An 18,552-nucleotide genomic window follows, 5' to 3' on the forward strand; every position below is an offset into this window, starting at 1 on the left:
TCAGGGGCTGGGTGCCGCCCGCTCCATCAGCGGGTTGCAGTTGCGGATAATCACCCGCCCTTCGAGCAGATTGCCCTTGGAGTATTCGGTGAAGATACACTGGTTGGTCTGCGGATCGTAGTTTTCAATCCACAGGTTGTCTTCCTTCCAGGTGGCGCCGATATGCCGCTGCCCCTCCGGCACCGAGATGCGCATAACGCCGCCGAAGCGCTTCACGAAAACCTGCTCGTAGTGGAAGTAGTAGGCGAACCAGCCGATCAGGAAAATGATAGCGGCCACTATGGCCCCCATCTTGAGGCTGCCGAGACGGCTGCCGGCAAAGAGAGACAGTACGACCAGGGCGATCACCGCCGCCCAGTAGAGGTAAGTGACCATGAATGCGCTTCCGTGAAGATTATTAATGCTTGTAATTGTGAAGGGTAGCCCAGATTGGCGGCTAACTGAATGGCGCATCGTTTGCCAGATGCAACTGGGGATGGGCTGTGTCGGGGTGAACCCAGTGTTTGCGCCGCTCCGATGGCGGTATAAGGGAAGAGCCCTGTAGCCGGCACGGTGGCGCCCCAGCAGTCGGTGGTTTGTTGCGGGACAAGCCACCGGCAGCGGGACCGCCACCCAGCCAGCTACAGGAAAAATATCGAGCCCGAATCAATCCTCGGCCAGTTCGGGCAGATTCTCGTACAGCTTCAGCGCCTCGGGGTTGGCCAGGGCCTCCTGGTTTTTTACCGGCTTGCCGTGCACCACGTTGCGCACCGCCAGTTCCACTATCTTGCCACTGATGGTGCGCGGGATATCCGCCACCTGGATCACCTTGGCCGGCACATGGCGCGGGGTGGTGTTGGCGCGGATGGTGGAGCGGATTTTCTGTACCAGCGCGTCGTCCAGTTCGATGCCCTCGCGCAGCACCACGAACAGCACCACGCGCACGTCGCCGCGCCACTCCTGGCCGATACAGATACTGTCGAGCACCTCTTCCACCTTCTCCACCTGGCGGTAGATCTCCGCAGTGCCGATGCGCACGCCGCCGGGGTTCAGTACCGCGTCGGAGCGGCCATAGATGATCACACCGCCGTGTTCGGTGATCTCGGCGTAGTCGCCGTGGGCCCAGACGCCGGGCCAGTTCTCGAAATAGGCGCCGCGGTACTTGGAGCCGTCCTCGTCATTCCAGAAACCGATCGGCATACAGGGGAAGGATCTGACGCACACCAGTTCGCCCTTCTCGCCGGTCACCGCCTGGCCGTCGTCGTTCCAGACCTCCACCGCCATACCCAGGCCGCGGCACTGCAGTTCCCCGGCGTACACCGGCAGCGTCGGGTTGCCGAGCGCGAAGCAGGAGATGATATCGGTACCGCCGGAAATGGAGGACAGGCAGAGGTCCTGCTTGATATCGCGATAGACGTAGCGGAAGCCCTCGTGGGCCAGGGGGGAACCGGTGGACAGCACCGCGCGCAGTTTTTCCAGCCTGTGGCTCTCGCGCGGCACACACCCGGACTTTTCCAGCGCGGCGATATACTTCGCGCTGGTGCCGAAGACGCTGATGTTCTCCTCGTCCGCCATATCCCAGAGGCTCTCCGCCGCCGGGTAAAAAGGCGAGCCGTCAAACAGCACCAGGGTGGCGCCGCATGCGAGTCCGCTCACCAGCCAGTTCCACATCATCCAGCCACAGGTGGTGAAATAGAAGAGCGTGTCCTCGCGCTTCAGGTCGCAGTGCAGCCGGTGCTCTTTCAGGTGCTGCAACAGGGTGCCGCCGGCGCCGTGCACTATGCACTTGGGGACGCCGGTGGTGCCGGACGAGTACATGATATAGAGGGGGTGGTTGAAGGGCGTCTGGGTAAAAGTCAGTGGCCGCTGCGGCGCCCCGTGCAGGAAGCCGTCCAGGGTCACCGCCTTTTCCAGCGCGCTGACGGCCGCCTCGGTGTCTTCCGCCGAGCGCGTGACAGGCACCAGCACCAGCTTTTCGATGGATTCGATACGCGCGACAATCTCCCGCAGGCGCGGTAGCGAGTCGATGGTCTTGCCGTTGTAGAAGTAGCCCTCGCAGGCGAAGAGCACCTTCGGCGCCACCTGGCCGAAGCGGTCCAACACGCCGTTGATACCGAAGTCCGGCGAACAGGAGGTCCAGATGGCGCCGATACTGGTGGTGGCGAGCATGGCCACGACGGTGTCGATGACATTGGGCATAAAGCCCGCCACGCGATCGCCCTGCACCACCCCCTGGTCAACCAGGGCCGCGGCCAAGCGCTCCACCCGCGCGTAGAGTTCGGCGTAGCTGAGCTGGCGCCGGCTGCCGTTCTCGAGCCGCTCCACCAGTGCGATCCGCTCATCGCGATAGCGCAGCAGGTTCTCGGCGAAATTGAGCCGCGCGCCCGGGAACCACTCGGCGCCGGGCATTGTGTCCCGGCCCAGCACCCGCTCGCCGCGCTCGCTGGCGATCACCTCGGTAAAGTCCCACAGATCGCTCCAGAAATGCTCGCGCTGTTCCACGGACCAGCGGTGCAATTCGGCGTAGTCCGCCAGGTTCAGCTGGTGGCGGTCATTGACCCAGCGGCGGAACTGATCCATCTGGGTCGCGGCTACGGCTTCTGGGGTGGGCTGCCACAGGGGCTGGGCGTTGTTGCTCATCTCGATTGACCTTGTTCCTTCATTATTCTCAATAGTTGACCATTATTCGCACGGGCGCGATCCGGGCAATCATGCCTTGGTCTGACAGTTAAAACTATTTTAAACTTTTTCATATTTATTAAATTCCATTTAAATCCCGGCTTCCGCCGTAGGAGCGGCCCACGACCGCGATCGGGTTCGTGGACGCGCCTCGGCGCAGATCGCGGCCCTCGGCCGCTCCTACACGAACAGCTTCATATCCGGAGAGATTGTGAGCGCCACCATCAAACAGCTCCGCGCCTTCACCGCCGTGGCCCGCACCCGCAGTCTGGCCGAGGCCAGCGCGCAGCTGCATATCTCCCAGCCGGCCCTGTCCGTGGCCATCCGCAACCTCGAGAGCGTCGCCGGCGGGCCGCTGTTCAACCGCGACAGCCGCCAGCTGAGCCTGACCCCCGAGGGGCGCGAATTCCTCGCCCGCGCGGAACAGCTGCTGCACAGCTGGGATCAGTCCCTGGACGCGATACAACAGCGCTTCCGCCTGCAGCGGGGCCAGCTCTCGCTGGCGGTGATCCCCGCCTTCGCCCTGAACCGGCTGCCGGCACTGCTGGCGGAGTTTCACCGCGCGCACCCGCAGATCAATATCGCGCTGGAAGACATAGTGATGGAGCGGGCGATAGCGGCGGTGCTGGAGGGGCGCGCGGAGCTGGGTATCAGCTTCCGCCCGGACGATCTGGGCGGACTGAAATTTCACCCCTTCGAGCGCGACCGCTTTGTCGCCGTGCTGCCGGCGGATCACCCGCTGGCGGCGAGGAAATCCCTGCGCTGGAGCGACCTGGCCGCAGAAGCCTTTATCTCCATGAACCGCGGCTCGGCGGTGCGCCGCTGGACCGACGGCGCCTTTGCGCGCAGCGGCAAACCGGTGCGCCTGCTGTGCGAGGCGCACCAGCTCAGCACCATCGGCCAGCTGGTAAAGGCCGGCCTCGGTGTCAGCGCGGTGCCCAGCCTTTGCGAGGGGCAGATGAAAGACTGCGGGCTGGTCTGCCTGCCGCTGTCGTCGCCGGTGGTCGGCCAGGAAGTGGGCGCGCTGGTAAAGAGCCGGGGCGCGCTGTCCGCCCCGGCTGCGGCGTTCCTGCAACTGCTCACGGGCAGCGGTCGGCCGTGAGGCCGGCGCTGCGCGTGCGGAGATAGCGCAGAACATTCATCAGCAGGTCATAGGCGGTGATCGCAAACGCGATGCCGATAATAATCTGCCAGTTGCTCATTGGCATCGCCCAGCGCTGCGCTCCGCTTTCGCCCCAATGGATGCTGAACGGCTGCTCCAACACAAACAGTTGCGCGAGGAGGAACAGCCAGTAGGCATTGATGGCACCGTCTGCGACCAGCTTGGCGCGGGTCCAGTAGGGAGCGAACAGCTTGTCCAGGGCCATCAGGATACTGAGCGCCATGGCGAGATTCAGCCACGGCAGCAGATCGCGCAGGCCGCTGCCGAAGACGAAGTGATAAGCGCCCGCCGCCGGCTGCACGGCGGCGAACAGATTGTTCAGCCAGCCCATCAACACCAGCATCACCACCAGTTCGACGGCGGCGTCAAACAGACTGATGCGCCGGCCGCCGTCGGCGATGCGGGGCAGCTTGCGCGGATCCCACTTGCCGAAGGCATCGCTGAAGCTGAGCCCCTCTCCCGCCAAGTAGAAGCCGAGAGTCACCCAGGCGAAGCAGTACACGGCGGCGTCGAAGGTGCCGGCCAGCCACTGCAGGGCAGCTCGCAGGAAATCGGGTTCCGCCTGGGTGAACAGGCCGACGACGGCGACCGCGCCGTTGCCGAGAATCACTGCCAGGAAAACCCACTGCAGAACCTGGAGATACAGCGGAAACAGGGCCTCGCTGACCAGGGTTCTGCGCGGCCGGTAGGCCGCCGCCACCTGCATCGGGTGCCCCCGCTCTTTCAGCAGCGCCAGCACCTCGGCCTCGGCGGGCGGGCGTCCCAGCCTTTCCGCCAGGTCATCGCACTGGTCCTGCAGATCCGAGTAGAGTTCGCTGCCGATATCCTCGCGCAAATTGCTCGGCAGGTAGCGTTTTACATTGTCGACGTAGCGTTGCAGCCAATCCATTAACTTTTCTCCCCAAGTTGTTCCAGGGCCCGGTTGATCTTCCGCCACTCCTCCGCCATCAGCTGCTGCGCGGTTTCACCGTCTGCACTCATGGCGTAGAAGCGGCGCTTGCGACCGTCTTCGTGCTTCCAGGCGCTGGTCAAAAGGCCCTGCCCCTCCAGCCGCCGCAGCAGCGGATACAGAGTGCCCTCATCCACTTCCAGGCCCGTCACCGCCAGGAGCTTGCGCAGGGAATAGCCGTAGTGCGGAACCCTAAGTGCCCGCAGCACCGCCAGAATCAGCGTCCCGCGGCGCATTTCCATCACCAGCTTGTTCAGTCGTTCCGCCTCAAGAGTCACGACAACCCCAATACTGTGCCATACACAGTATATACTGTGCACCACACAGTATTGAGCGTCAAGCGCGGAGAGAAACTTTTCGATCGAGGCGGCGGGGAGAGCGCATCGCTGCGCGATGCGCGTAGAGGGGGTGGGTCAGCGGTCCCTGAGAATTTCCCGCGCCGCGTTGTGGCCGGGCACGCCGGTGACGCCGCCGCCGGGATGGGTGCCGGAGCCGCAGATGTAGAGCCCCCGAATGGGAGAGCGGTAGTCGGCGTAGCCCATAAAGGGCCTGTTGCTCCAGAGCTGATCCAGCCCCAGGGCGCCGTGAAAGATATCGCCGCCCATCAGGCCGAATTTCCGCTCCAGGTCCTGGGGCGAGTGAATCTGGCGGGCGATTACCGAATCCCTGAAATTGGGCGCATAGCGTGTCACCGTATCGATGATGGTGTCCGCGGCCGCTTCGCGGTGCTCGTCCCAGCTGGCGCCATCGGGCAACCGGGGCGCAAACTGCTGACAGAACAGGCTCGCCACATGCTGCCCCGGCGGCGCCAGGGAGTCGTCCACGGTGGACGGTATCAGCATCTCCACAATGGGCTGACGCGACCAGCCGAACTGTTTGGCATCCAGAAAGGCCTGTTCCAGGTACTGCATCGTCGGCCCGATCACTATGCCCGACTGGTGGTGTTTCTGCAGGTCGCCCCCCGGGCGGCAGGTGAAATCCGGCAGCTCGGACAGCGCCACATTCATGCGGAAGGTACCGGATGCAACCTTGTAGCCGCGCACACGGCGCCGGAACTCATCGCTGAGGTGCTGCGGTTCCACCAGCTTCGAGTAGAGCAGCTTGGGGCCGACATTGGAGATCACCTTCTCCGCCAGGATCTTTTCGCCGTCCGCCAGGCGAACGCCGACCGCACGCCCGTTCTCCACCAGCACCTGCGCCACTTCGGCATCGACCCGGACATCCACGCCCAGCCGCTCGGCCTCCCTCAGCATGGCCTGGGTGATGGCCCCCATGCCGCCGATCGCGTGCCCCCAGGCACCCTTCTCGCCATTCACTTCGCCAAATACGTGGTGCAGCAAAACGTAGGCGGAACCGGGTGTGCTGGGTGCGCCGTAATTGCCGACGACGGAATCGAAGGCAAAGGCGGCCTTGACGTGATCGTTCTCGAACCAGGCGTCCAGCACATCGGCGGCGCTCTTGGTGAACAGGTCCAGCGCATCGCGCCGCCCGGCCATGGTCAGCTTCTTCGCGCGCAGGCCGAAGCTGCCGGCCCGAACCAGGTCCGCCAGGCCACCGCCGACATTGGGCGGCGTGCGCAGCAATTCACCGCGCAACAGGTCGGCCACAGTTTCCAGCATCCGGTAGAACTCCGGCAGCGCCGCCGCGTCCGCCGCGGAGAAACGCGCAATTTCCGCCTGGGTGTCGGCAAAGTCGCGGTGAAACGACAGACTCTCGCCGTCCGAGAGCGGGAAGAAATTCGATTGCGGGCGCAATTTCACCTGCAGCCCGTGATCCTCAAGGTGCAGATCCTCGATGATCTTCGGGTTGAGCAGGCTGACGGTATAGCTCGCCACCGAGTTGCGGAAGCCGGGATGGAACTCTTCGGTGACCGCGGCACCGCCGACGATGGAACGCCGCTCGAGGATGGTGACTTTTTTACCAGCGCGGGCCAGGTAACAGGCGCACACCAAGCCATTATGGCCGCCGCCGATAATGATGTTGTGGGACATGGGATTCTTATTATTTAGTACTGCTTGGCTGCCGATCAGGCAGGTGAGCCCGTAGAGTATAAGTGCGGCTGTGTTTAAACAAGCGCGGCGCCTGCCGGCGCCGCGCTTTCAGCAGTTTACCTGGACGTGGCACGCAGCATCCAGGCGGTCTTCTCGTGCACGCGCATGCGATCCGAAACCAGGGCGATGGTGGACTCGTCGTCGCCCGCCTGGGCCGCCTTCAGCACGTCGCGGCAGGTCTTCACGACCTGCTCGTGACCGCGGGTGAGTATTTCCACCATTTCCTCCGCCGGCGGTATCTCCGCGACTTCCTTGATGGAACTCAGTTGTGCAAACGCCTGGTAGGTTCCCGGCGCGTTCACCCCCAGGGTGCGGATCCGCTCGGCGATATCGTCCACCGCCTGAGCCAGCTCGGTGTACTGCTCCTCGAACATCAGGTGCAGCTCGCGAAACAGCGGCCCGGTGACATTCCAGTGGAAGTTGTGGGTCTGCAGGTAGAGGGTGTAGCTGTCCGCCAGCAGGTGTTTGAGCCCGGCGGCAATCTTTTCCCGATCCTGCTCGCCGATGCCGATATCAATTTTGCTCATAAATAACCTCGTCCGTCCGCTTTGTCGGGGATCTGCGCGATCCGTTACCGTGCCTGAAGAATAGGCCATGGAAATCCCACAATAAAATCAATTAAAGGTATAGAGTGTATAGAAAAATACTATTCAAATTCGCACCTCTATTCCGGCAGCGCGGGATATCGACGGGGTAATGGCGCGGGGCGCGCCTCAGCGCTCCGGAATAGCCTGCGCCAGGAAGCCGCTGTCGACACCGAACCAGAAGCTGCCGTCGTCCGGATTAAAGACCATATGCCGCACATTGCCGCCGCTCGGCACCCGGCTCTCGCTGACAAACCGCTCCCGCGCCAGATCGAAGGCCAGGATGCGATTGGGTATCACGCCGGTGTCGGCGATCCAGATCCGCCCCCGGTTGTCCAGCGCGGTACCGTAGGGGCGCGGCGTCTCGCCGGGAAGCCGCCACTCGCTAAACTGCCCCGATCCGGGCACATAGCGCCCCAGATAGCCACCGGGATAGTCCACGTACCAGATATTGCCGGCACCATCTATCTCCAGCCTGCGCGGACGCGCATCGGCGCGCGGCAGCACAATCTCCGTCACGGCCATGGTTTGCGGATCCACGCGCGCCAGCCGGTTGGTGCCGAAGAGCGCTATCCAGGGCCTGCCCTCCCCATCCACCTTGATACCGTAGGGGCGTGAGCGCGCAGTCTGCGGCACCGCCACGCGCACCTCGCCACTGGCGATATCGAGCAGACCGATACGGTTGCTGTGCTGGGCGGTAAACCAGATATTGCCCGCGCGGTTGAATGCCAGCGTGTGGGGATCCTCGACTCCGGCCGGCATCGGGAAGCGCTTGATTACGCCGCTGTCCGCATCCAGGCGGCCGATTTGCGCATTGCGGTTGCCGGCGTACCAGATGTCGCCCCGGTCGTCGACGATCAGGTTGTGCGGATGGGTGCCCTCCGGCAGTGCATACTTCTTGAAGAGACCGCTGGCCGGCACAAAGCGGCCGATATAGTTGCCGGCCTGGCCGCAGAACCAGACATTGCCCCGGCCGTCCACATCGGGATCTCGCGGCCTGCCCGCCCAGGGTACCTTCCACTCGTTCAATGACAGCGCATCGGGGAGAGAGGTCCGCTGCACCGCATCTTCCGATGCGGCCAGACTCGGGGGTGAAAAAAGAAAAAGAATGGCGATAGGAAGACGGTACAACTGGGAAAAAGCGCGCATCGGCCAGCTCCAGTATCCGGTCGGTTCACCCGGGGCCCGCTTGCTCCCCGGACATATAGCGGATCAGGGCCTCGAACTCGGCTTCGCTGCAATCGAAGCAAAGGCCCCGCGGCGGCATCGCCCGGTAGCCGCTGATCGTATTGGCCACCAGGGTATCCATGCCTTTGGCGAGTCTCGGCCCCCAGGCCGCGCTGTCGCCGGTACGCGGAGCGCCGTTGACGCCGCTGTTGTGGCAACTGTAGCAGCTGCGCAGGTAGGTTTCTTTTATCGCCGCCTGGCTCAAGCGGTCCCCCGCGGTCTCGGCGGCGGCCTGTGATTGCGCCGGTTCTCCGGGCGAACAGGCGCCGAGAAGCAGCGCGGCCAACAGGGCCGGCGCCGCCGGAATCAATCTGACTGTCTGCATTTTTGTTATAGGTGGCTGCATACCGGGCAGTCATTATCACCCGCTAACTGCAGCGCCCTCAACTCCAGGGTTTCCGCCTCGAACAGGTGCAGCTTGCCGGCGCTGGGCACGGGCAGTCCGAGCAGGAGTTTGATCGCCTCCAGCGCCTGCGCGCTGCCGATCACCCCCAGCGCCGGGCCCATGACCCCCACCGTGGAGCAGTTCTGCACCTCGCGCCGCTGCCGCGGCGGGAACAGGCAGGCGTAGCAGGGGGAGGGATTCGCGGCAAAGTCGAAACTGATCAACTGGCCGGAAAAACCGTGCACCGAGGCCATCACCACCGGGCGCCGCGCCTCGCGGCAGACGCGGTTGATGGCGTAGCGGATATCCAGGTTGTCGGTGCAGTCGAGCACCAGGTCCATGTCCGCCACCCGCTCCCGCAGCCAGGCCTCCTCCGCCATACGCGGATGCGCATAGACGCGGATATCCGGGTTGGCGGCGGTGAGCTGCTGCGCGGCCACCTGCGCCTTGGGTTTGTCGCGGTGGTTGGTCTTGTACAGTATCTGCCGCTGCAGGTTGGAGATCTCGATCCGGTCGCCATCAACCAGGTGCAGCTCGCCGATGCCCGCCGCGGCAAGGTACAACGCCACCGGGCTGCCGAGCCCGCCGAGACCGACGATCAGCACGCGCGCCGACGACAGCTTCCGCTGCCCCTCCTCGCCCACCTGGGGCAGCATTATCTGGCGGCTATAGCGCTGCAGTTCCTTTCCACTCAGCATCCTTCACTACTCCAATATCCGCTGAAAACCGGCGACCGCCTGCGCATAGTCACTGGCTTTTGTAATGGCGCTGACCACGGCAATACTGCCCACGCCCGTCGCCGCCACCTCGGGCGCGCGCTCCAGACTGATACCGCCGATGGCGACCAGGGGGTACTCCGGCAGCAGCGCGACCATACGCGCGAGCTTTGCCGTACCCTGCAGTTGGCCGCTCATATCTTTGGTATCCGTGGCGAAGATCGCCCCTATGGCCAGGTAGCTGGGGCGGTAGCGATAGGCGCGCAGCAGTTCGTAGAAACCGTGTGTGCTGATCCCCAGCTTCAGGCCCGCGCTTTTGATCGCGGCCAGGTCGGCACTCTGCAGATCCTCCTGCCCCAAATGCACGCCGTAGGCGCCGCAGTCGATGGCCAGCCGCCAGTGGTCATTGATAAACAGGCGCAGCCCATACTGCCTGCCGATAGCCACCGCCCGCTCTATCTGCCCGCGCAGGTCGCCGTCCGGCTGCTTGATGCGCAGCTGCAGGGTGCGCACGCCCAGATCCGCAAGCCTGTGCAGCCACTCCACGGAATCCACCACCGGGTAGAGCCCCAGTGCACTGGAATCCGGCGCGGCGAATCCGCTCGCGAAGGGGCCCGACTCCGAGTCCGGCGCGTATTCGTAGGCCCCGGCGCGCGCCTCCGTGGGCAGCAGTATTTCGGGAAAGTCCTGAAGCTCGCTGGGCCAGCCGCAGTGGCCCACCGGACCCGCGCCGGCGCCGATCGATTCCGAGCCCCCGAAACGCAGTCCCCGCCGCACATAGGCTATGGCCACGACACAGGCGTCGCGCAGAGGATACCCTAACGCCAGGCAGGCGGCGATGGCGGACGACAGGGTGCAGCCGGTGCCGTGATTATTGCGACCGGGTATCTTTTTGCCCACAAACCAGTCGTCGCCGCTATCGCAGCAGAGGAAATCCGCCACTTCACCCTCGACCAGAGCTGCGTGGCCGCCGGTGACCAGTACCGCGCCGCAGCCGCTTGCGCGCAGGCGCCTCGCCACGGCGGCAATCTGCCCGGCACCGCCGACCGGGGCGCGCGCGAGCCACTCCAGTTCATGCAGGTTGGGGGTAATCACATCGCACAGCGGAAACAGTTTTTCCGCAACCGCTCCGCCGATAGAGTCTTCGGTCAGCGCGGCGCCGCTGGTGGCCACGGCCACCGGGTCGTAGACGATCGGAACCCGCCTGACCTTCAGCAGCGCACGCAGGAATTCCGCCACCGCCTCGACCTGTTCGCCGTTGGCCAGCAGGCCAATCTTGATCGCCGCCGGAAAGAGATCCCGCTGCAGCGCCTGCAGCTGCGATCTGAGTACTTCCACCGGCACGGCGTTGATGGCCGCCACTTCGGTGGTGTTCTGCGCTGTGTTGGCGCTAATCGCGGTGCAGCCGTGACAGCCGAAGTCGGCAAAGGTCAGCAGGTCCGCCTGTATGCCGGCGCCGCCGCCGGAGTCACTGCCGGCGATGGACCAGACGATGGGCCTGTGTGTGGGAGCGTCGTCGCGCATAGACATCATTCCTGCGGCGCTTTTTCGGCCTGCTGCCAGAAGGGCATATCCAACGTGGGCGTGCTGGGGCTGGCGGTCTGGCGCTTCAGCATCAGGCCGGCCAGGTGGGCGCTGCGCCCGGACTCGACCGCCAGCTGAAAGGCCCGCGCCATCAACACCGGGTTCTGCGCCTTGGCGATGGCGGTATTCAGCAGCACCGCATCGAACCCCATCTCCATCGCCTGCGCGGCCTGGGACGGGGCACCGATACCGGCATCGATAATCAGCGGCACGCCCGGCAGCCGCTCGCGCAGCGTCTGCAGGTTGTATTTGTTCAGCAGCCCCTGGCCTGTGCCTATGGGTGCGCCCCACGGCATCAGGACTTCGCAACCCACATCGAGAAGCCTGCGGCACACCACCAGATCGTCGGTGCAATAGGGCAGCACCTTGAAGCCGCGTTTGACCAGTTCGCGCGCCGCTTCGATCAGCCCGTAGGGGTCCGGCTGCAAATTGTAGTCGTCGCCGATCACTTCCAGCTTCAGCCAGTCTGTCTGGAAAATTTCCCGCGACATCTCCGCCAATGCAATCACTTCCCGTGCCGTCTTGCAACCGGCGGTATTGGGCAGCAACTGGCAACCGGATTCGCGGATATAGTTCCACAGCATCCTGCCCTGCTGCTGTTGCGGATTCTGCCGGCGCAGGGAGAGGGTGATGATTTCCGCACCGGACGCCTGTACCGACTCGCGCATCACCGCCGGCGACGGATAGAGGGCGGTGCCGACCAGCAGCCGGCTGTTAAAGGACTTGCCGTAGAGGCGCAATGGATCGCTCATGCTCTGCCGCCGTTTTTCATCCGCCGACAACCGGCGCCACCACATCCAGGGTATCGCCATCGCGAACAGGGGTATCCATGTAATCTGCGCGCGCGACGAAATCCCCGTTCAGCGCCACCGCAAACGTCTCGCCGCTGTAACCCAGTTGTTGCAGCAGGCCGGCGAGGCTCATCGGGGCGTCCAGCTCGTGCCGCTCACCGTTGACAAAGATCTGCATCAAACCACCTGTAAAATCTCTTGTCTGACCATTTGTTCCACTTTTTCCACCAGTGCCGGAGCCAACAGGTAGCCGTGGCGGTAGAGGCCGTTGACCCGGATCAGGCCCGGCTGCCAGTGCAGGTAGGGCATATTGTCCATGGTTGCCGGGCGGCAGTTGACCCGGGTTTCCACGATGCGGGCCTCGGCAAAGGCCGGGTGCAGCGAATAGAGGGCCGATGACAACTCCATGGTCGAGCGCACCGATATCGGCGACATATCCTCGCTCTCGATTTCGGTAGCGCCGATCACCGTGCGGCCGCCGCCGCGCGGCACCGCATAGAGCTGGTAGCGCGGATGCAGCAGGCGCACCGGGCGCTGCAGAGTCACCTCTCCGGTCTCCACCACCAGTACTTCGCCGCGCACACCGCGCAGCCCGTCAACCTGCGCCCTGGCGCCCAGGCCGCGGCAGTCGATCACGCAATCGAAGCGCGACCTGCCCTCCTGGTGATCCACCCGGTAGCTTTCGCACGCCACCGGCGTCCGCTCTTTCAGGCACACGCCCTGGCGGCGCAACACGCCGAGCAGCGCCGGCAGCAGACGGCGGTTGTCGATATCGCCCTCGCCGCGCAAAAACAGTCCCTGCTCGAAATTTTCCAGCGCCGGTTCCAGCCGCCGCAGCGCACCGGCGTCGAGCGCCTGCACATGCTCGGAAATATCGCCGTTCAGTTTGCCGGTCAGCTCGCGCTTAAACTGCTGCAGCTCACTTCTGTCCTGGCCGTGGGCCACGAGCAAACTACCGGCATGGCGAAATTCCACCGAGCGCCCGCTCAGCGCCTCGAGTTTTTCCGCCCAGTCGGACCAAAGGGCCAGGCTCCGGCTACCCAGTTCATAGATTTCGCGCTGGCTGTGTACCAGTTCCGACAGCGGCGAGATCATGCCGGCGGCGGTCCAGCAGGCACCGACCGGCGTCGACAGGTCGCGCGCCTCGAACAGGGTGACGTCCAGACCCTGCAGCGACAGGCGCCAGGCCAGCAGGCGCCCCATCAGGCCGGCGCCGGCGATCGCGATTCGGGGAGAAGTGCTCTTTATCACGACAATTTTCCGACATTCGTTTTGGCGGCAACACAAAAGTCGGGCTGTGGCATTCCGTATTCGACGGGATGCCTCAGCCCTTGTGGTACAGCTCGCCGCCCATATCCTTGAACTTGACCGCCATTTCCGCCATGCCCTCCTCCGCCTGCTGCTTCGCAGCGTAATCGCGCACATCCTGGGTGATTTTCATCGAGCAGAACTTGGGGCCGCACATGGAACAAAAATGCGCGACCTTGCCGGATTCCTTCGGCAGCGTCTCATCGTGGTAAGCGCGCGCGCGCTCTGGGTCCAGGCCCAGATTGAACTGATCCTCCCAACGGAACTCGAAGCGCGCCTTGGACAGGGCGTCATCCCTCTGTTGCGCGCGCGGGTGTCCCTTGGCCAGGTCCGCCGCGTGGGCCGCGATCTTGTAGGCCATCAGGCCCTCTTTCACATCCTCTTTGTTGGGCAGGCCCAGGTGCTCCTTGGGCGTCACGTAACACAGCATGGCACAGCCATAGGTACCGATCAGCGCGGCACCGATTCCGGAGGTGATATGGTCGTAGCCGGGCGCGATATCGGTGGTCAAGGGGCCGAGCGTATAGAAGGGCGCACCGTGGCAGTGCTTCAGCTGCTCGTCCATGTTCTCCTTGATCTTGTGGATGGCCACATGCCCCGGGCCCTCGATCATGGTCTGCACGTCGTGCCGCCAGGCGATTTCGGTCAGCTCCCCGAGGGTGCGCAGTTCGCTGAACTGGGCTTCGTCATTGGCATCGGCAATGGAGCCGGGGCGCAGGCCGTCACCGAGGCTGAAGCTGACATCGTAGGCTTTCATGATCTCGCAGATTTCCTCGAAATGGGTGTAGAGGAAATTCTCCTTGTGGTGAGCCAGACACCACTTGGCCATGATGGACCCGCCGCGGGAGACGATGCCGGTCACCCGCTTTGCGGTCATAGGCACATAGCGCAGCAGCACACCGGCGTGGATGGTGAAATAGTCCACGCCCTGCTCCGCCTGTTCGATCAGGGTGTCCCGGAAAACCTCCCAGGTGAGATCCTCGGCGATGCCGTCCACCTTCTCCAGCGCCTGATAGATGGGCACGGTGCCGATGGGCACCGGGGAGTTGCGCAGAATCCACTCGCGGGTCTCGTGAATGTTGGCGCCGGTGGAAAGGTCCATCACCGTGTCCGCGCCCCACTTGGTAGACCAGACCAGTTTCTCAACCTCCTCTTCGATAGAGGAGGTTACCGCGGAGTTGCCGATATTCGCATTGACCTTGCACAGGAAATTGCGCCCGATAATCATCGGCTCCAGTTCCGGATGGTTGATGTTGGCCGGGATAATGGCGCGCCCCTCGGCCACCTCGCGGCGCACGAACTCCGGGGTGATCTGCTCGGGAATATAAATACCGTCCCGGGCCTTCTGATAATCGGATTCCCTCAGCGCATCGGCAAGCTGTGCCCGTCCCATATTCTCGCGCACCGCGACAAACTCCATCTCCGGCGTGATGATGCCGCGGCGCGCATAGTGCATCTGCGACACATTCCCGCCCGCCAGCGCGCGGCGCGGAGAGGGCAGCTTTTCAAAGCGGATATGGTCCAGCCCCTGGTCCGCCATGCGCTTCTGGCTGTAGGCGGCCTGGCGGCTGGTCAGCTGTTCGGTATCTCCGCGCGCCTCGATCCAGGCCTGGCGACGCTTGGGCAGACCTTCGCGCACATTGATCTTGCAGTCGGGGTCCGAATAGGGGCCGGAGGTATCGTAAACCCGCAGCGGCTGGTTGGGCTCGAACACCGGGTTCTTCTCGTCGCCGCCGACGACACTGTCGCCGAGGCAGATCTCGCGCACACCGACGCGGACATCCGCTCTCTCGCCCTGCAGATAGATTTTCCGGGAATTGGGGAAGGTCTGCGCCGTTAGGTTTTCCAGGAACGCCTTGGCGGAATCGCGGCTGGCAGCGCGGGAGGATTTGGCGGTGCGGCTGGGCTGATCGGTGGTCTCTGACATACTTATCCCTGTGGCTGGCGGAAACATGGCGCCGCAACACCCGGGGCAGACAGAGACAAGTCGCACAGCTTCTACAGACGGCGACTTCTATACAGCACATCTATAGCGACTTCAGATCTTGTTCCCTACGCGGGGGTTACCCCGATCAGGTTCAACGGATCTCGCAACAGCGATCTCAGCCCACAGGCGCTCCGACAAGTAGTGCCGGAGTATAGTGGATGCTCTGCGCCGTGAACAGCCAGTCGCTGCCAGGTTTTTGCCCCAAAACGCTGCTGTAGTTGCAAAAAACGACAGGAGATCGCCCGCCGGAAGCGGATAATCGGTTTCGGGGACTGGCCCTAAAGAACCAGTGTCTTCTGATAACTCATCTCCCGGATCGCATAGCGCACTCCTTCCCGCCCCACGCCACTCTCCTTTACCCCGCCAAACGGGAAGTGCTCGGCGCGGAATCCGGGTCCGTCATTCACCGCCAGCAAACCCACTTCCAGACGATTGAACAGCTGCTTGGCCAGCGACAAATTCTGAGTGAATACACCGGCCTGCAGGCCGAATGGCGACTCGTTGATCAGCGTCACCAACTCATCGAGCGTCTCGAAAGAACGCAGTGGAATTACCGGGCCGAAGGTTTCCTCCGCAACCAGCTCGGCATCATCGGCGACATTGTCGAGAATCGTCGGCCACAGGATATTGCCCTCCCGCCGATTGCCGAACAGCACACTGGCGCCGGCGGCTATCGCAGCCTGTATCCGACGCTCCACTTCATCCGCCGCCGCGGAATGAATCAACGGGCCGACAAAGGTATCCTCCTCGAGCGGGTTGCCGACCTTGAGTTTAGCCGTCGCCGCCACCAGCTTTGCGGAAAACTCCTCGTGGACCTCGCGGTGAACAAACAGCCGCTTTGCCGCGGTACAGCGCTGGCCCGCGGTGGCGAAGCGCTGATTGATCGCCGCGTGAACGGCCGCGTCCAGATCCCCGTCGGGCATCAGGATCAGCGGATCATTACCACCCAATTCGAACAGCAACTTCTTGTATCCGGCCCGCGCTGCAATGGCGTTGGCGGCGGCGGTGCCACCGGTAAAGTTGATCGCGTGCACCTGCGGGTGCGCCACCGCATAGCTGGTCGCGTCGATATCCGGGATCAGCATTTGTAGCACAGAGCTATGCATACCGGCGGTGTAACAAAGTTCGACCAGCCGCTGCGCGGAGCGCTTGTTCTGCGGTCCCGGCTTGAACAATATGCTGTTGCCGGCGGCAAATGCGGGCCCGATCTTGTGCACCGCGATATTTACCGGGAAGTTGAACGGGGTGATACAGAGTACAGTCCCGAGCGGCTTCCACAAAACCACGCCGATCTTGTCCCGCCGAGGCGGAAAGGCATCGGAATCCAGTGCCTCACCGCTAATCGCCCTCGCCTCCGTCGCACAGGCCATGGCGGTGTTGTGCGCCCGCTCTATCTCCACGCGGCTGTCACTGATGGTTTTGCCGGTCTCTTCGGTAATCAGCGCGGCCAGCTCATTTTTATGTTCCAACAATAGCTGCGCCAGGCGCAGCAGAATATTGGCGCGTTCAAACGCCGGGGTGTTCTGCTGCACATCCCTACCCTCCGCCAGCAGCGCCAGTGTGCTTCGCACCGCATCGCGGCTGGCAAAGTCGAACTCCTCTAGCAGTTCGCCGTTGTAGGGATTACGGATTTGATAATCAGCCATATCACACACCTTGCTGTACGGAGAATAGCTGATAGACGATCCGCAAACCGGCAACCAGCAGCGCCACCCGCATCAATTTAAAAAACCACTCATTCTTGATTCTATTCAGCAGCCCCACTCCGATCCTGGTGCCGACCACCGCAGCCAGTGTCAGTGCCAGTATCAGTCCCAAATACTCCGCGAAGGCAAAACCGAGATACAGAAAAGCGGGTATTTTCAGTGCGTGACACCAGGCTTGCATTACGGATTTGTTCGCCACCACTTGCTGGGGGCTCAAATCCTTACGCACAAAGAAGGCCGCCAGAAGCGGATCAACAGCACCCGCCAGGATTCCCAGGGTTCCAGTCACTATCCCCACCCAAAAGTAATTCCTCGGCGCCAGGCGAATTTCAGGCAGTCGCCTGGGTTTGAATACCGTGTAAAAAATCAGCGCGGCCAGCACAAACATCGGCAACTGCTGCCCACTGAGACTGGCGATACCCAGGGTCACGATCCCGGTACCCAGTGCACAACCAATAAAAAATGGTAAGCACATATCCCAACGGACATATGCGCGCACATAGTAAATGCGTGCGAGATTGTTTATCAGCTGCACAGCGCCATGAATCGGCACCAGCACCCGCAGTGGGATTGCGGCATTCAATGCCGCAAACATCAGCACGCCCCCGGCACTGCCGGTAACCGCCGAAATGAGAGCGCTGACGGCACACACTGCGAACAGCAGCGCCAGCGTCAAATCTGAAATTTCGGCAATCTCCGCCAAAGTGACGCCCCGGTGATGGATTTTTCGACGATTGCAGTCTAGCTGCAGGAGGTTTTGGGACCCAGTATTCATCGGTCCCGAAGCGGTTAAATAAGGACAGGATTGGGGGTGGGGGGGTTGGAGACTATCAACAGGCCGCTCCTACAATTTGCTCACGCCCCCCTGCAGGAGCGGCCCATGGCCGCGATAGGGGTTCGAAGCTGCTACAGCACAGCTCCTGCAGGAGCGGCCGTTGGCCGCGATCAGGCTTAAATTCTGACGCTGCGCTATCTACCCGCGACGTTGCGAGTTATGCGGCAGTTTCATTTGGGATTTGTGTTTGCTGATAGGGCAGTCTGCGTTGAGCTGGGCAGAAGTTATCGGCTTTTGTGCCGCCGTCCCTGGCGCGACGGCAGAGTGTTCGATCAGGCCCCGGCCCGGCCGTCCTTGGCCGGTCGCGCTAAGGCGCGCGATTGGCGAAGCCAAAGCGTCCGTAGGACGACCCGAAGGGTGAGGAGCGAAGCGACGAATAACCTTTGCTTCGCAAGCGCGCATTAGCGCCCTACTCTCACGGATGTTCGGCAGTAACTCATCGTCAGGCGCGTAAATAAAAAAAGGGCCACCCGATGGGTGGCCCTTTTCTTTATTTAGAAGCCTGACGATGACCTACTCTCACATGGGGAAGCCCCACACTACCATCGGCGATGTTGCGTTTCACTTCTGAGTTCGGCAAGGGATCAGGTGGTTCCACAACTCTATTGT

17 protein-coding genes, 1 rRNA gene and 1 riboswitch are annotated in these 18,552 nt (G+C 62.9%); of the genes, 1 reads left to right on the forward strand and 17 read right to left on the reverse strand.

All coding sequences use genetic code 11. The annotated features are described in order from the left end of the window. Both ACXAF3_RS07805 and ACXAF3_RS07810 read right to left on the reverse strand, forming a co-directional pair. Entirely contained in the window at positions 1 to 375 is a 375-nt protein-coding gene (locus tag ACXAF3_RS07805; protein WP_475111730.1) for a hypothetical protein, read from the reverse strand. A 270-nt stretch (positions 376 to 645) separates the two neighbouring features. Then, the gene (locus ACXAF3_RS07810) at positions 646 to 2,559 is read right to left on the reverse strand and encodes an acetoacetate--CoA ligase (RefSeq protein WP_475111745.1); all 1,914 of its coding nucleotides are present in this window, start codon (positions 2,557 to 2,559) and stop codon (positions 646 to 648) included. Positions 2,560 to 2,869: 310 nt separating this feature from the next. Between ACXAF3_RS07810 and ACXAF3_RS07815 the strand changes: the two genes are divergently transcribed. Then, entirely contained in the window at positions 2,870 to 3,760 is an 891-nt protein-coding gene (locus ACXAF3_RS07815) for a LysR substrate-binding domain-containing protein (RefSeq protein WP_475111731.1), read from the forward strand. On the opposite strand, the gene ACXAF3_RS07820 is transcribed toward ACXAF3_RS07815, so the two are convergent. The 15 genes from ACXAF3_RS07820 to rrf all read right to left on the reverse strand — a co-directional run. Continuing rightward, on the reverse strand, positions 3,738 to 4,709 hold the full coding sequence (locus ACXAF3_RS07820; protein ID WP_475111732.1) for a hypothetical protein: 972 nt from the start codon (positions 4,707 to 4,709) through the stop codon (positions 3,738 to 3,740). The genes ACXAF3_RS07815 and ACXAF3_RS07820 overlap by 23 nt on opposite strands. Next, a complete protein-coding gene (locus tag ACXAF3_RS07825; RefSeq protein ID WP_475111733.1) occupies positions 4,709 to 5,047 on the reverse strand; it encodes a PadR family transcriptional regulator in 339 nt (112 codons plus the stop codon). Before ACXAF3_RS07825 ends, ACXAF3_RS07820 begins: the two co-directional genes overlap by 1 nt. 135 nt (positions 5,048 to 5,182) lie before the next feature. Next, the gene (locus ACXAF3_RS07830; RefSeq protein ID WP_475111746.1) at positions 5,183 to 6,820 is read right to left on the reverse strand and encodes a phytoene desaturase family protein; all 1,638 of its coding nucleotides are present in this window, start codon (positions 6,818 to 6,820) and stop codon (positions 5,183 to 5,185) included. A gap of 56 nt (positions 6,821 to 6,876) precedes the next feature. After that, positions 6,877 to 7,347 carry a Dps family protein gene (locus ACXAF3_RS07835; RefSeq protein ID WP_475111734.1) on the reverse strand — a complete coding sequence of 157 codons (471 nt, stop codon included), beginning with the start codon at positions 7,345 to 7,347 and terminating at the stop codon, positions 6,877 to 6,879. A gap of 186 nt (positions 7,348 to 7,533) precedes the next feature. Further along, a complete protein-coding gene (locus tag ACXAF3_RS07840; protein WP_475111735.1) occupies positions 7,534 to 8,466 on the reverse strand; it encodes a Vgb family protein in 933 nt (310 codons plus the stop codon). A 112-nt stretch (positions 8,467 to 8,578) separates the two neighbouring features. Then, positions 8,579 to 8,956, reverse strand: coding sequence for a c-type cytochrome (locus ACXAF3_RS07845; protein ID WP_475111736.1), 378 nt, complete (start codon positions 8,954 to 8,956; stop codon positions 8,579 to 8,581). Positions 8,957 to 8,961: 5 nt separating this feature from the next. After that, a complete protein-coding gene (locus ACXAF3_RS07850) occupies positions 8,962 to 9,714 on the reverse strand; it encodes a HesA/MoeB/ThiF family protein (protein WP_475111737.1) in 753 nt (250 codons plus the stop codon). A 6-nt stretch (positions 9,715 to 9,720) separates the two neighbouring features. Beyond that, entirely contained in the window at positions 9,721 to 11,256 is a 1,536-nt protein-coding gene (gene thiE, locus ACXAF3_RS07855; RefSeq protein ID WP_475111738.1) for a thiamine phosphate synthase, read from the reverse strand. 5 nt (positions 11,257 to 11,261) lie between these two features. After that, on the reverse strand, positions 11,262 to 12,068 hold the full coding sequence (locus tag ACXAF3_RS07860; protein WP_475111739.1) for a thiazole synthase: 807 nt from the start codon (positions 12,066 to 12,068) through the stop codon (positions 11,262 to 11,264). Positions 12,069 to 12,084: 16 nt separating this feature from the next. Then, positions 12,085 to 12,285 (reverse strand): sulfur carrier protein ThiS, encoded by a 201-nt coding sequence (gene thiS, locus ACXAF3_RS07865; RefSeq protein ID WP_475111740.1) that lies wholly within the window; start codon positions 12,283 to 12,285, stop codon positions 12,085 to 12,087. Beyond that, positions 12,285 to 13,358 carry a glycine oxidase ThiO gene (thiO, locus tag ACXAF3_RS07870; protein ID WP_475111741.1) on the reverse strand — a complete coding sequence of 358 codons (1,074 nt, stop codon included), beginning with the start codon at positions 13,356 to 13,358 and terminating at the stop codon, positions 12,285 to 12,287. The genes thiS and thiO overlap by 1 nt, the downstream gene beginning before the upstream one ends. A 73-nt stretch (positions 13,359 to 13,431) precedes the next feature. Further along, positions 13,432 to 15,342 (reverse strand): phosphomethylpyrimidine synthase ThiC, encoded by a 1,911-nt coding sequence (gene thiC, locus ACXAF3_RS07875; RefSeq protein WP_475111742.1) that lies wholly within the window; start codon positions 15,340 to 15,342, stop codon positions 13,432 to 13,434. A 105-nt stretch (positions 15,343 to 15,447) separates the two neighbouring features. Then, a riboswitch (TPP riboswitch) is annotated at positions 15,448 to 15,546 on the reverse strand. A gap of 134 nt (positions 15,547 to 15,680) precedes the next feature. Continuing rightward, positions 15,681 to 17,048, reverse strand: a complete 1,368-nt coding sequence (safD, locus tag ACXAF3_RS07880) for a sulfoacetaldehyde dehydrogenase SafD (protein ID WP_475111743.1) — start codon at positions 17,046 to 17,048, stop codon at positions 15,681 to 15,683. A gap of 1 nt (position 17,049) precedes the next feature. Beyond that, on the reverse strand, positions 17,050 to 17,811 hold the full coding sequence (locus ACXAF3_RS07885) for a sulfite exporter TauE/SafE family protein (protein WP_475111744.1): 762 nt from the start codon (positions 17,809 to 17,811) through the stop codon (positions 17,050 to 17,052). A 632-nt stretch (positions 17,812 to 18,443) separates the two neighbouring features. Beyond that, a 5S ribosomal RNA gene (gene rrf, locus ACXAF3_RS07890) occupies positions 18,444 to 18,552 on the reverse strand; the annotation flags it as partial.

It is taken from the genome of Microbulbifer sp. ABF4_143, assembly GCF_056160225.1.